14 protein-coding genes are annotated in these 11898 nt (G+C 72.5%); all 14 read left to right on the top strand.

Translation table 11 applies throughout. The features are described 5' to 3' along the window. Positions 1-66 precede the first annotated feature (66 nt). Positions 67-396 (top strand): hypothetical protein, encoded by a 330-nt coding sequence (locus AB1578_17050; protein MEW6489610.1) that lies wholly within the window; start codon positions 67-69, stop codon positions 394-396. A 62-nt stretch (positions 397-458) separates the two neighbouring features. Next, positions 459-974 carry a hypothetical protein gene (locus AB1578_17045; GenBank protein MEW6489609.1) on the top strand — a complete coding sequence of 172 codons (516 nt, stop codon included), beginning with the start codon at positions 459-461 and terminating at the stop codon, positions 972-974. Positions 975-1039: 65 nt separating this feature from the next. Further along, positions 1040-1630: a hypothetical protein gene (locus AB1578_17040; protein MEW6489608.1), complete on the top strand. Its 591-nt coding sequence runs from the start codon at positions 1040-1042 to the stop codon at positions 1628-1630. A gap of 1 nt (position 1631) precedes the next feature. Then, the gene (gene fabG / locus AB1578_17035; protein MEW6489607.1) at positions 1632-2387 is read left to right on the top strand and encodes a 3-oxoacyl-ACP reductase FabG; all 756 of its coding nucleotides are present in this window, start codon (positions 1632-1634) and stop codon (positions 2385-2387) included. Positions 2388-2423: 36 nt separating this feature from the next. Then, positions 2424-3815, top strand: a complete 1392-nt coding sequence (locus tag AB1578_17030) for an FAD-dependent oxidoreductase (GenBank protein MEW6489606.1) — start codon at positions 2424-2426, stop codon at positions 3813-3815. A gap of 80 nt (positions 3816-3895) precedes the next feature. Further along, entirely contained in the window at positions 3896-4156 is a 261-nt protein-coding gene (locus AB1578_17025; GenBank protein MEW6489605.1) for a phosphopantetheine-binding protein, read from the top strand. Continuing rightward, complete coding sequence (fabZ, locus tag AB1578_17020) at positions 4153-4572, top strand: 3-hydroxyacyl-ACP dehydratase FabZ (GenBank protein ID MEW6489604.1); 420 nt, start codon at positions 4153-4155, stop codon at positions 4570-4572. The genes AB1578_17025 and fabZ overlap by 4 nt, the downstream gene beginning before the upstream one ends. Then, the gene (locus tag AB1578_17015) at positions 4569-5414 is read left to right on the top strand and encodes a class I SAM-dependent methyltransferase (GenBank protein MEW6489603.1); all 846 of its coding nucleotides are present in this window, start codon (positions 4569-4571) and stop codon (positions 5412-5414) included. The genes fabZ and AB1578_17015 overlap by 4 nt, the downstream gene beginning before the upstream one ends. A gap of 14 nt (positions 5415-5428) precedes the next feature. Then, positions 5429-6781: a radical SAM protein gene (locus AB1578_17010; protein MEW6489602.1), complete on the top strand. Its 1353-nt coding sequence runs from the start codon at positions 5429-5431 to the stop codon at positions 6779-6781. Further along, a complete protein-coding gene (locus tag AB1578_17005) occupies positions 6723-7487 on the top strand; it encodes a glycosyltransferase family 2 protein (GenBank protein ID MEW6489601.1) in 765 nt (254 codons plus the stop codon). Before AB1578_17010 ends, AB1578_17005 begins: the two co-directional genes overlap by 59 nt. Beyond that, positions 7484-8659 carry an ATP-grasp domain-containing protein gene (locus tag AB1578_17000; protein ID MEW6489600.1) on the top strand — a complete coding sequence of 392 codons (1176 nt, stop codon included), beginning with the start codon at positions 7484-7486 and terminating at the stop codon, positions 8657-8659. Before AB1578_17005 ends, AB1578_17000 begins: the two co-directional genes overlap by 4 nt. Before the next feature lie 4 nt (positions 8660-8663). Continuing rightward, complete coding sequence (locus AB1578_16995) at positions 8664-9482, top strand: polysaccharide deacetylase family protein (GenBank protein MEW6489599.1); 819 nt, start codon at positions 8664-8666, stop codon at positions 9480-9482. Then, positions 9479-9691, top strand: coding sequence for a hypothetical protein (locus AB1578_16990; GenBank protein ID MEW6489598.1), 213 nt, complete (start codon positions 9479-9481; stop codon positions 9689-9691). Before AB1578_16995 ends, AB1578_16990 begins: the two co-directional genes overlap by 4 nt. After that, positions 9688-11898 (top strand): MMPL family transporter (locus tag AB1578_16985; GenBank protein ID MEW6489597.1); only part of this gene is annotated, 2211 nt, incomplete at its 3' end. The genes AB1578_16990 and AB1578_16985, both read left to right, overlap by 4 nt.

Genomic DNA, 11898 nt, shown 5'->3' with positions numbered 1-11898 from the left:
CTTCGGACCCTACCGACACCTCGTCACGTGACCTTTAGGGCAGGACCTTTCGGGCAGGAGGCAAGCATGAAGGCACTCGCCCTGTTTGTGGTTGTTTGTTTTGCTCTTGCGTCCGCAGGGTGCGCCCAAATACCGATGAAATTTCAGACGCCCACGGCTGTCCAGGAGCACGAAGTGCTGGGCGAAGGATATGGCTCCGCCGGCGGAGCGCTTCTCTTCGGGTTTATCCCCATCAAGTACAATTCGAGATTCACGCGCGCACAACAAGCTGCCATCGCAAGCAAGGGAGGCGATGCCCTCGTAAACCCCGTAGTTACGGAAAAGTGGTGGTGGGCGTACATCATGAATGGAGCCACCACGACGGTTACCGGCACGGTGATCAAGTTCAAGCACTGAGCAACCAGGCAAACGGCTTGCGAGAAGTCCTTACATTGACCGCCGCTCGGAAAGGCAAGGCCATGAACGGTTCGAAATGGCTTCTTATTGCAGTGTGGTCGTTTGTCGTCGCAGGCCTTCTGTCAGTATGCACCGGTTGCGGGGCACGCAATCCATATCTTGCGCGCTATAAGGTGCAAACTGCAGAGCAAGAGCATGCACTCCTTGCGCAAGAGTGGCCGACGGAAGCAGACGAAATACTACTTGCGAAGCAGAAGCTTCGCACCGACCCGCGGAATTTCGAGGCGATGCTAGCGCTTTCTCGCGCGTATACAGCGATCGCCGAGAGAGAAGGGGTTCCGGGGGCGTTTCGCGACTATTGTTTGGAGGCCGGCGGCTACGAACTAAAACTCTACAGGGCGCGAGGCGGCGGATTTCCGCCCGCGCTGATTGCTGAAACAGGCAGGAACTTGCACCTCCGGGAAGACAGCTGCAGGGGGCATCGCTGGCTCAAGAAGGCCATCGCCTTGGAGGCTGGCTTGGACGCAGAGTACGGAGCAGTAGCTAAGGAGGCCAGAGTGGTTTGCGAGAAGCGATGAGGCGCGATTCCTTTCGCTCGGTATCCGTGAGCCCGTCTTCCACCGAGCGGGCAGCTGGACGAAGGATGGGTGCGGTCCGGGCGTCCTACGATCTCCTGACGTGGTGGGCGGTGGTAGCGCTCGGAATTCTCGTGACCGCCTGCGCCGGTTCCTCCCCCTACATGCGCCGGGTGGAGACCCTGCAGCAGCCGCAGCCGGACAAGGCGCTGGTGCGGTTCCTCCGGCCGTCGGGGATGGGCGCCCTGATCAACTTCAACGTGCTCGACGGGGAGAAGGTGATCGGAAACAGCGTGGCCAAGTCCCAGTTCTCCTACCTGGCGGAGCCGGGGCATCACCTCTTCGTCGCCACGGCGGAAAACAAGGCGTTCCTCGAGGCGGACCTGGAGGCGGGGAAGACCTACTACGTCGTCACCCGCATCTACCCCGGCGCGTGGACGGCGAGGGTCGCCTTCGTCCCCGTCACGCGGGGGTCCGAGCTCTGGTACGAGGCCCTGGAGTACGAGAAGAGCCTCCACATCCTCGAGCCCCAGGCCGACGAGATCGCCCGCTGGGAGAAGCAAAACGCCGACAAGATCCGGGCCGTGCTCCACCAGTACAAGTTCGAGTGGAAGGAAGCGTACCAGTGGCCGGTGCTGCGGCCGGAGGACGGGCGGTAGGGTGTCGAACGCTCCCTCGGCCGCGGACGAGCCCCGACGGGAGGGCCCGCCCCGGTGCCTCGTCACGGGCGGCTCCGGCGATCTGGGCGCCGCGCTCGTTGCGCGCCTGGCCCGACAGGGCTGGGAGGTCCACTTCACCTACCGCAGCCGCGCCGAAGAGGCCCTGCGGCTCTGCACCGAGGTAGCGGAGGCCGGCGGGGCCGCCCGGGCACACCGGCTGGACGTGACCCAGGCCGCCGAGGTCGTTGCCCTGGCCAAGGAGGTCGGGGCGGTGGACGCCCTGGTCAACAACGCGGGCCTCCGCAGAGACGGTCTCCTGGCCATGATGAGCGAGGCGTCCTGGGACGAGGTGCTGGACGCCAACCTGACCGGGGCCTACCGGGTCACCAAGGCCTTCCTCCGCCCCATGCTCTCCCGGCGCGCCGGCGCCATCGTCAACGTCGCGAGCCTCTCGGGCATCCTGGGGCTCCCCGGCCAGACCAACTACGCGGCGTCCAAGGGGGGCCTCATCGCCTTCACCAAGGCTTTGGCCCGGGAGGTGGCGCCCTTCGGCGTGCGGGTCAACGCCGTGGCGCCGGGCATGGTCGAGGGCGAGATGACCCGGGAACTGAAGAACCGGGAGGAGCACCTCGCCCGGGTGCCCCTGGGGCGCTTCGGGGCTCCGGAGGAGGTGGCCCGGGTAGTCGCCTTCCTCCTCTCGGACGAGGCGAGCTACGTCACCGGGCAGGTGTGGTGCGTGGACGGGGGAATTTCGTGACACCCCCACGGCCGTGTTGAGCCATTCCAGGGCCCTGTGCTAGCCTCCGCCGGCTGGGAGGATCTTCCCCCGGGTCCCTGGGACGTGGCCGTGGTCGGGGGCGGGATCGGGGGGCTCGTGGCGGCCGCGTGCCTGGCCCGCAACGGCCGGCAGGTGGTGCTGCTCGACGCCGGACGCTCGGTGGGCGGCTACCTGGCGTCCTTCCGGCGGCGAGGGGCAGTGTTCGACGCCTGCGTCGACGCCGTGGGCTCGGTGTTCGAGGCCGACGGCTCCCCGGGGCTGCTCGGGCTGGCGCTGGAGGCCGCGGGGGTCCTGGGGGACGTGGAGTGGGTGGAGCTCCACCCCATCCGGGTCCAGCGCTTCCCGGGACGGGACGTTGTGATCCCGCGGGGTCTGGTCCGCCTGCGGGAGAGCCTGGAGTCGGGCTTCCCCGAGAGCCGGTTCGCGCTCCGGCGAGCGCTCGACGAGATGGCGGCGATCCACGCCCGGACCCGGCGGGCACTCGGGCTGCGCTCCCCGGTGGCGCCTGCCCTCGGGTTCCGGGACGAGCCCTTCGGGGAGTTTCTGGGCCGGCTGCCGCTGACAGCAGAGGCGGCGGCGGCGCTGGGCTCGTACGCGACTTTTCTCGGGCTCAACCCGGCGGCGGCCTCGACCCGGGCCCTGGCTGACCTCTGGATGAGCTACGCAGAGGGCGGCGGGTGGCGCATTGCGGGGGGCTTCGGGGCTCTCGCAGAAGCCCTGGCCCGGCGCTTCGAGCGGGCGGGGGGGCGGATCGCCACGGCGTGCCCGGTGCGGGGCGCGGCGCGGCGCGGGAACCGCTGGACGCTGCGCCTGCCGGAAGGGGAAGCCGAGGCGTCGCACGTGGTGTGGGCAGCGGCCCCGCCCGATGCGACGCGCCCCGGTCCGCTGTCCTCCTCCTTTGCGCTTCTCTACGCGCTGGTGGAGGAGATCGACGGCCTGGCGCCGAGTGCGGGGTGGTTTCCGTCCGCGGAGCTTGAGTCGTTCTTCCTGCCGGCCGATCCGTGGGGGAGCGCGGGCGGTTTGAGCCTGGCCCTGCCCGGGGAAGGCAAGGCTCCGCCGGGGAAGGGGGTGCCCCTGGTCCTCCACTGGCCCGTGGCCTGGGACGCCGTGGCCGCGCTCCCCAAAGAGGCGGTCCACGAAGCGCTCTTGGGCATCCTGGGGGACCTGGCCCCCGGGGTCTCGGTCCTGTGGTCCGAGGCCGCGACGCCGGCGACCCTGGAGCGCTACACGGGGAATCCCCGGGGCGCCGCCTACGGCTGGGAGCAGTCGCCCGGGGCGATCCAGGGGCCCCGGGAAGTCGCGGGCCACGGGCCCGGGCTGATCCCTGCGGGCCAGTGGGCAGGCACTGGGGGCGGCGTCATCCCCGCGGCCCTCTCGGGCTGGCGGGCGGCGCGAAGGCTCCTGTAAGGACGCAGGAAGGCCTGATCTGAGGACAAGACCGGGGCGGGCAGCGAGGCCGGCACCGAGCGCGACAGGAGTCGGGACAGATGGAGCTCACGCGGCGGGTCCAGGAGATGATCGTCCAGCAGCTGCGCCTGACGCTGGACGCTGCCGAGATCGGCGAGGACGTCCCCCTGTTCGGGGCCGGGGGCCTGGGCTTCGACAGCGTGGACGCGCTCGAGCTGGTCCTCGGCATGGAGCAGCACTTCGGGGTCGACATCCCGGACGAGGAGGTCGGGCGCCGGGTGCTCCAGACCGTGCGCACCATGGCCGACTTCGTCCGGGAGCGGCAGGCCGGCGCGGCATGATCCCCCCGCCGTGGCGGGTGCTCCCCCACGGACCCCGCTTCCTCTTCGTGGACCGCCTCCTGGAGCTGGAGCCGGGAACGCGCGCGGTGGGGCGAAAGCTGGTCACGGCCAACGAGGCGCTCCTCACGGGCCACTTCCCGGGCAACCCGATCTTCCCCGGCGTGCTCCTCCTGGAGGCCCTGGCCCAGGTGGGGGGGATCGCCTGGCTGGGCAGCGCGCCGGCGGGCACCGGGGCGGTGTTGGCCGGGGTGAGCGGCGCCCGGTTTCGGCGCCCGGTCCTGCCCGGCGACGCGGTGGACCTGGAGGCACGGGTGATCCGGGTGCTGGGCACCACGGCCCGGGTGCAGGGGACCGCCCGGGTCGAGGGGGAGGAAGCAGCGAGCGCGGAGCTGACCCTGGCGCGGGGAAGGGCGTGACCCAGACCTCTGCCCCCTGCCCGGTCTGCGGCGGAACGGCGACGGAGCCCTTCACGGTCCAGCGGGGCTATGCCTGGGAGCGCTGCGGCGGCTGCGGCCTGCTGGCCCTGCGGCCCCAGCCCTCGCGGCAGGAGCTGGCCCGGGCGTACCGGGACTACCTGCCCCGGGACCCGGGCGGCGTGCAGGACTGGCAGTGCCTCATGGCCGACGTCTTCCGCGAGGCCCTGGCCCGGCTCGAGCCGGCCCGGCGCCCGGGCGGCCGCCTGCTGGACGTGGGGTGCGCCTACGGGTTCTTCGTGGAGCAGGCCCGGGCAGCGGGCTGGGACGCCCGGGGCATCGACCTCTCGGAGCACGCCGTGGCAGCGGCCCGGTCCCGGGGGCTGCCGGTGGAGCGGGTGGCGCTGGAGGAGGCGGACTTCCCGGCGGAGGGATTCGACGCGGTGACCCTCTTCTACGTGCTGGAGCACGTCCCCGATCCGGCGGACACGGTGCGGCGGGTGTTCCGGTGGCTCCGGCCCGGCGGGCAGCTCCTGCTCCGGGTGCCCCACACGGCGCCGCTGGTCTCGGTGCTGGGCGCCTTGGGCGTCCGCAACGAGCTCCTGGACCCTCCCTATCACCTCTGGGACTTCTCGCCGGCCACCCTGCGGGCGCTCCTGGAAGGGGCGGGGTTCACCCGGGTGGAGATCTTTCCCGGGGCGTCGACGCGCCCCGCTGGAGCCCCCAACCTGGCCCTGACCAAGGCCGCGGGCGGGCTCGCTCAGGCGCTCCACGCGGCCAGCCGGGGACGCTGGCTCCTGCCCGGGGTGAGCAAGACCACCGTGGCCCGCCGGCCAGCAGGTTAGAGGGAGAAGCGCTCGTGGCACTCCTGGACCGATTCAAGAGGTTCACCGCCACTCAGATGGCGGACGCCTTCGCCCGCGCCGGCAACGGCCTGGGGGACGGGGCGATCCTGCGCCTCGTCGACCTCTTCCAGGGCATGATCGACGATCCGGGCTACCACCGGGGCATGGAGTTCGTCAAGGGGCTCGTGCGCGAGGGCCACGGCTCGACCCGCGCGGCCCGCCGACTCATCGACGAGATCTCCCCCACCGTGCGCCGCAAGGTGATCGAGAACTTCTTCGTGGGGCAGATCTTCGAGGGCTACAAGCGCCGCTATGCGTTCTGGGAGACTCATGGCTTCGCCCCCCCCAACGCCATCGTCATCAGCCCCACCATGCGATGCAACCTGCGCTGCGAGGGTTGTTATGCGGGCGCCTACACCCGGGAGGAGGAGCTGCCCTTCGAGGAAGTGGACCGCCTCGTCTCCGAGGCCAAGGCCATGGGCACAAACTTCGTCTTCCTCGCGGGCGGCGAGCCGTTCGTGCGGTGGGACGACCTGCGCCGGCTCCTGCACCGGCACCCGGACGTGGCTTTTCAGATCTACACCAACGGCCAACTGGTGGACGCGTCGGTCGCGGCCGAGCTGGGGCGTCTGGGCAACGCGGCTCTGGGGATCAGCGTCGAGGGCTCGCAGGAGTCCACGGACGCCCGGCGCGGGCAGGGAGTCCACGGCCGCATCCTCGAGGCCATGGGGCACCTGCGCCGGGAAGGGGTGCTCTTTGGCTTCTCCATTACGGTGACGGCCCGGAACTTCGGCGATGCCCTGGCGGACCTCTTCGTGGACGAGATGATCGCACAGGGGTGCCTCTACGGCTGGTTCTTCACCTACATCCCCATCGGCAGCCGGCCCGACGTCTCCCTCATGCTCACCCCCGAGCAGCGGGGCGCCCTGCGAGACCGAGTGGTGGACCTGCGGGCCCGCTACCCCCTGTTTCTCATCGACTTCTGGAACGACGCCATGGTGACCTCCGGGTGCATCGCCGGGGGGCGCAAGTACCTGCACGTCAACCACCGGGGAGACGTGGAACCCTGCGTCTTCACCCACTTCGCCGTGGACAACGTGCGGGGCCGAAGCTTGGCCGAGGTTCTCGACAGCCCCTACTTCCGGGAGATCCGGGCCCGAATCCCGCATTCCGAAAACCTCCTGCGCCCCTGCATGATCATCGACCATCCCCACGTGCTGCGCGACCTCGTGGCCCGCCACGGCGCCCGACCCACCCACCCGGGAGCGGAGACCCTCCTCGCGGATCTCGCCCCCCACCTCGACGCCTATGCCCGAGATCATGCCCGCGTGGCCGACAGCCGCTGGGTCGCACACGCCTGCGGCTGAGCCGAGCCCCGAAACCTCCGTCCTCGGGCTGATCCCGTGCTACAACGTGGGGGCCGCCTGCGTGCCGGTGGTGGAGGGCGCCCGGGCTCGGCTCGGGTCGGTGGTGGCGGTGGACGACGGCTCCACCGACGGCACGAGCGCGCACCTGGCCGCCACGGGGGTTCCGGTCCTCACCCACGCCGCCAACCGCGGCAAGGGCGCGGCGCTGCTCACGGGGTTTCGCTGGGCCCTGTACCGCGGATTCGAGAAGGTGCTGACCCTGGACGGGGACGGCCAGCACGACCCCGCCGACATTCCCCGGCTTCTCGACGCCGCTGCCGGCGCGGACCTGGTGATCGGCGTGCGGGAAGTCTCGCGGAAGACGGCCCCGCTCCGCAGCTGGGTCGGAAACGCGCTCTCGGGGCGGGCGTTCGCGTGGCTTTCGCAAACCGGGATCCGGGACTGCCAGTCGGGCTACCGGGTCTACGGCGCGCGTTTCCTCTCCCGGGTGTTGCCCCGTCTCACTCCCGGGCGCTACGAGACCGAGATGGAGCTCCTCCTCTACGCCGCCCGCAACGGCTTTCGACTGGCGGCCGAGCCCGTGCGAACCATCTACAGCGACGAGAGCCGACGGCTCAGCCACTTCGAGCCCTGCGCCGACACCCTCCGGGTGGTGGGTTCCATGGCCCGCGGCTTCGGCGGCTACGGCCTGTCACGCGAGCCATGAGCCGCCCCGCGGGTGCGCAGGTTGCCGCCCTGGTGACCGACGGGTACTGGCGAAAGACGGTGGCGGCGGTGCGGGCCCTGGGCCGCGCCGGGGCCGCCGCGGACGTGTCCGATCCCCGCCGGGTGGCCCCCGCCGGGTTCTCCCGCCACTGCCGGCGCCGGCTGCGCTCGCCGGACCCGACCCGGGCCCCCGAGGCGTTTGCCGCCTGGGCCTTCCGGCAGGCGGCCTCGCGGGCCTACAGCCTGCTCCTCCCCACCGAGGAGGCGAGCTGCCTGGCCCTGAGCCGGGCCCGCGAGGGCCGCCCCTGCGCCGCGTGGATCCCCGTGCCGCCCCCCGGCCCCCTGGAGGACGCAGGCGACAAGCTCCGGGCCGCCGAGCGGGCCCAGGCGGTGGGCATCCCCACCCCCGCCACCCGCTCCTTCGGTCCGGGCGACCGGCTCCCCCCCGGGGGGGAGTGGGTCCTCAAGCCCCGCCGGGGCACCGGGGCCCGGGGGCTGCGCCGCCTGCGGGGGGGGCCGGAGGCCGGCCCCCTCGCCCGGAACCTGGAGCGCCGCTTCGGGCCGCTGGTCCTCCAGTCCCTCGTCCCCGGCCGGCGAAACGGCTTCGGGGTCTCGCTGCTCTACGACGCCCGGGGCCGGTGCCGGGCCGCCTTCGTCCACCGGAAGCTCCGCGAGTATCCCGCTTCGGGGGGGGTCTCGACCTGCGCCGAGAGCGTGCACCGCCCAGACCTGGTGGCCCTGGCCCGCCGCTACGTGGAGGGAGAGCCGCGCCTCCCGTGGCAGGGCCTGGTGAACCTCGAGTTCAAGGTCCACCCCGCCGACGGTACCCCGCGCCTCCTGGAGGTGAACCCGCGCCTGTGGGGCTCGGTGGCCCTGGCGGTGCGCGCGGGCATCGACTTTCCGGCCCTTCTCTGGGAGCTCTCGCTGGGCCGGGACCCGCCCCCGGCCTTCGCCTGCCGGGAGGGCGTGCGCCTGCGCTGGACCGTCTACGGGGAGCTCGCGCACGCCTGGCAGCGCCTGCGCCGGGGCGAGATCCCCTGGGACGTGCTGGGGGAGGAGAGCCACGGGGACTTCCTCTGGGACCCAGCCGATCCGCTGCCCTTCTGGACCTCCCTGGCCGCTTGGGGGCTGGCGCTCGGCACCCCGGAGGTCTGGGCGTGGCTGCGGCGGTGACCCCGTGCTGAACGCGCTCACCGTGGACGTGGAGGACTGGTACCACGTGTGCGGGGTCGAGGGGCGCCAGGGGCTCCCCCCCACGTCCCTCGAATCGCGGGTCCACGTGGGGCTGGGCCGGATCCTGGACCTCCTGGGGGAGCACCGGGTCACCGCCACCTTCTTCGTCCTCGGGTCCATCGCCCGGGAAGCCCCCGAGTTGGTGCGCGACATCGCCCGCCGCGGCCACGAGGTGGCCTCCCACGGCGACGCCCACCGGCGCCTGGACGACCTCACCCCGGAGGCCTTCGCCGAGGACCTGGGCCGGAGCCTCGAGAGCCTGTCGTCCCTCACGGGCCGACGGATCCTGGGCTTTCGGGCACCCCAGTGGAGTCTGCGCCGCTCCACCTGGTGGGCGTTCGAGGCGCTGGCCCGGGCGGGCCTTTCCTACGACGCGAGCACCGTGCCCCTCACGGGCATGGGGGATCGCAGCGTGCCGCCCTGGCCCCACCTGGTGGAGACCGCGGCCGGGGACGTGCTGGAGCTCCCCCTCACCACCATGCGCTGTTTCTGGGAGCACCTGCCGGTCTCCGGCGGGCTTCCCCTGCGGGTGACCCCCTACTGGTTCGTGGTGGAGGTGCTGCGGGCCGCCAACCGGAAGGGGTGGCCCCACGTGGTCTACCTCCACCCCTGGGAGTTCGACCCCGGACAGCCGCGCATCCCTCTGCCCCTGGGCAAGCGCTTCGCCCACTACTTCCGGCTCGGCGCCACCGAGGAGCGGCTGCGCTGGCTGCTCCCCCGCTTTCCCTACGGCCCGGCGGCGGCCGTGCTCGGGGTGTCGTGAGCGCCCGCCGCGATCCCTACTGGCGGAGCCTGGCCCTGACCCTCTTTTTCTTCTACGGGACCTCGGCAGCGCTGGCCTGGTTGGCCTCCCACTGGCCCCTGGGGTTCGCCGCCGGCCTGGCGGGCTTCTTCTTGCTCATCTACGGCAAGCTCGCCCCCCTCGTTCGCGTCGGCCGTCGCCTGGCCGCCGGCCGGAAGGCTCCCCCGTGATCGCCCGCACGCTCGCCCGCCTCCAGGAGCGGCCCCGCCGCCTGGTCGGCGCCTTCGCCCTGGCCCTGGCCCTGGCCGGGGCCGCCCTTGCCGGCCTGCGCATCGAGACCGACCTCTTCCGCCTGCTGCCGTCCGCCTTACCCGGGCTCTCGGAGGTGGTGGAGGCTGGGCAGATCTTCGGAACCCTGGAGACGGCCTTCGGGCTCCTGGAGGCGCCGAGCCCGGCCCAGGCCCACGCCTACGCCGACGCCTTCGCCCGCGAAGCCCGGAAGTCTCCCCGGGTCTCCCACGTGCTGGCGGGATTTCCCCGCGAAGCGGCGGCCGCGGCCGGGGCCCCGCCCCAATCGGTCTTCTTCCTCGACGACGAGGGCCTGGCCGAGGTCCGCCGAAGGCTCGACCCCGAAACCTTCCCGGGCTCCCTCGCCCGGGCTCGTCAGGCGCTCTTGAGCCCGGTGGGGGCCCGCGCCGCCGCGTGGATCCAGAGGGATCCCCTGGGCCTCCAGGCGTCCCTCGGGCGCGGGCTCTCCGCCCTCCCGCGGCCGTCGGGCCTCGACAGCGCGGGCTACTGGGGGCGGGAGGTGGACGGGCGCTATCGGGTGCTGGTCACGGTACTGCCCCGGGAGGCGGCGGGCAACCTCCGGTCCGCCCAGGCGTTTGCGGCGGACCTGCGGGCCGCCGAGGAGGCCTCTCGCAGGAGCCTGGGCGAGCCTGGGGTGGAGGGACTTCGCGGGGGGTTCACGGGCGGCCCCTTCATCGCGGCGGAGGAGGCCCAAGCCCTGAAAGGCGACATCGCTGGCACCCTGGCGATAAGCCTTGCGGGAGTCCTGGGGCTCTTCTGGCTCTTCTTCCGGCGCCTGCGGGTCCTCGCCGCCCTGGCCGCGAGCCTGGGGGCGTCACTCCTGCTTGGATTGGGGCTCTTGTCCCTCTACCCGGGCCGGCTCCATGCCGTGACGGCGGGGTTTGCCGCTGTCCTGTGCGGCCTGGCAGTCGACTACGGCATCCATCTGCACAACGGCCTGCGCCATCGGAGCGCCGAATCCCTGGAGGACCTGTACCGGATTGTGGGGCGCAGCGTCGCCCTGGGCGGAGTCACCACGGCGGCGGCCTTCCTGGCCTTGTGTGCCTCGAGCTTTCCCGGGATGCGGGAGTTCGGGCTGGCCATGGCCGCGGGGGTCTTCGCCGCCCTCGCCGCCATGACCACCCTCTTCGTCGCCCTCGCCGGGCCAGCCCGGCCCCCCGGGGCTTCCAGCGCCCCGCGGGCCCGGGCCGCGCAGCGCTGGGAGGCGGCCCTGTGGCGCCGCCGCCGGGCGCTCCTGGCGGCGACCGCCGCCGCGCTGGGCGCCGTCGTCTGGTTCGGATGGCCCCGAACCGCCTTCGAGCCGAACCTGCGGCGGCTCGCCGCGGCGGGGGAGACCTGGCGCGTCCAGGAGGACATCCTGGAGCTCTTCGGAAACCGCCTCGAGCCCCTGCTCTTTCGTTGGCAGGGGGCGAGCCTCGCCGAAGGCCTCGAGGCCATGGCGCTCCTGCGGGAGCGCGCCCTGGGGTCCGAGCAGGTGGACCACGCCGAGACGCCGCTCCTCTTTCTCCCGGACCCCCGCGGTATCCGCCGGGCTTCGGACGCCCTGGGGCACCTGGACCCGGACGCCCTTTGCCGGGACCTCAAGGCGGCCGCAGCCGCAAACGGGCTCGTGCCCGACGCCTTCGAGGCAGCATGCGGGCAGGTGCGAGACCTCCTGACGGTCGTCGGCCGCCCCGCGGAGGAGGCGTCTGCTATGTCCCTGCTGCCGCAAGCGCTGGGCGGCGCGTGGGAGAGACGGTTCGTGCGGCGCAGCCCACAGGGGGTGGACCTGGCGGCCTACGTCTACCCGCGGGAGCGGCTCACGGACCCCGCCCGGGCGGGGGAGCTGGCGGCGGCGCTCGCCGCGGACGGCCCTGCCTGGACGATGTCGGGGGTCGGCCTCCTGGCGGGGCCCCTGGAGCGGCTGCTCGCCGCCGATCTCGGGCGCAGCACCGTGCTCGCGTGCGCCGTGGTGGCCGCGGTCGCCCTGCTCGGCCTGCGCTCCCCCACCCGGGCGCTCCTTGCGCTTCTCCCGGCGGCCCTTGCCTCCGGAGCGACCTTCGGTCTCCTGGGCCTCCTGGGGATTCCCCTCAACCCCATGAACTTCGTCGCCGTGCCGCTGGTCCTGGGCCTGGGGATCGACGACGGC

It is taken from the genome of Thermodesulfobacteriota bacterium (assembly GCA_040756475.1).
Classification (GTDB): Bacteria; Desulfobacterota; Deferrisomatia; order Deferrisomatales; family JACRMM01; genus JBFLZB01.
This window is presented reverse-complemented; position numbering and strand designations above follow the sequence as displayed.

Coding starts and splice junctions, on each gene's coding strand:
- AB1578_17000 (MEW6489600.1), top strand. CDS start 7,484: ATGAGCCGCCCCGCGGGTGCGCAGGTTGCCGCCCTGGTGACCGACGGG.
- fabZ (MEW6489604.1), top strand. CDS start 4,153: ATGATCCCCCCGCCGTGGCGGGTGCTCCCCCACGGACCCCGCTTCCTC.
- AB1578_17040 (MEW6489608.1), top strand. CDS start 1,040: ATGGGTGCGGTCCGGGCGTCCTACGATCTCCTGACGTGGTGGGCGGTG.
- AB1578_17045 (MEW6489609.1), top strand. CDS start 459: ATGAACGGTTCGAAATGGCTTCTTATTGCAGTGTGGTCGTTTGTCGTC.
- AB1578_17050 (MEW6489610.1), top strand. CDS start 67: ATGAAGGCACTCGCCCTGTTTGTGGTTGTTTGTTTTGCTCTTGCGTCC.
- AB1578_17005 (MEW6489601.1), top strand. CDS start 6,723: ATGCCCGAGATCATGCCCGCGTGGCCGACAGCCGCTGGGTCGCACACG.
- AB1578_17025 (MEW6489605.1), top strand. CDS start 3,896: ATGGAGCTCACGCGGCGGGTCCAGGAGATGATCGTCCAGCAGCTGCGC.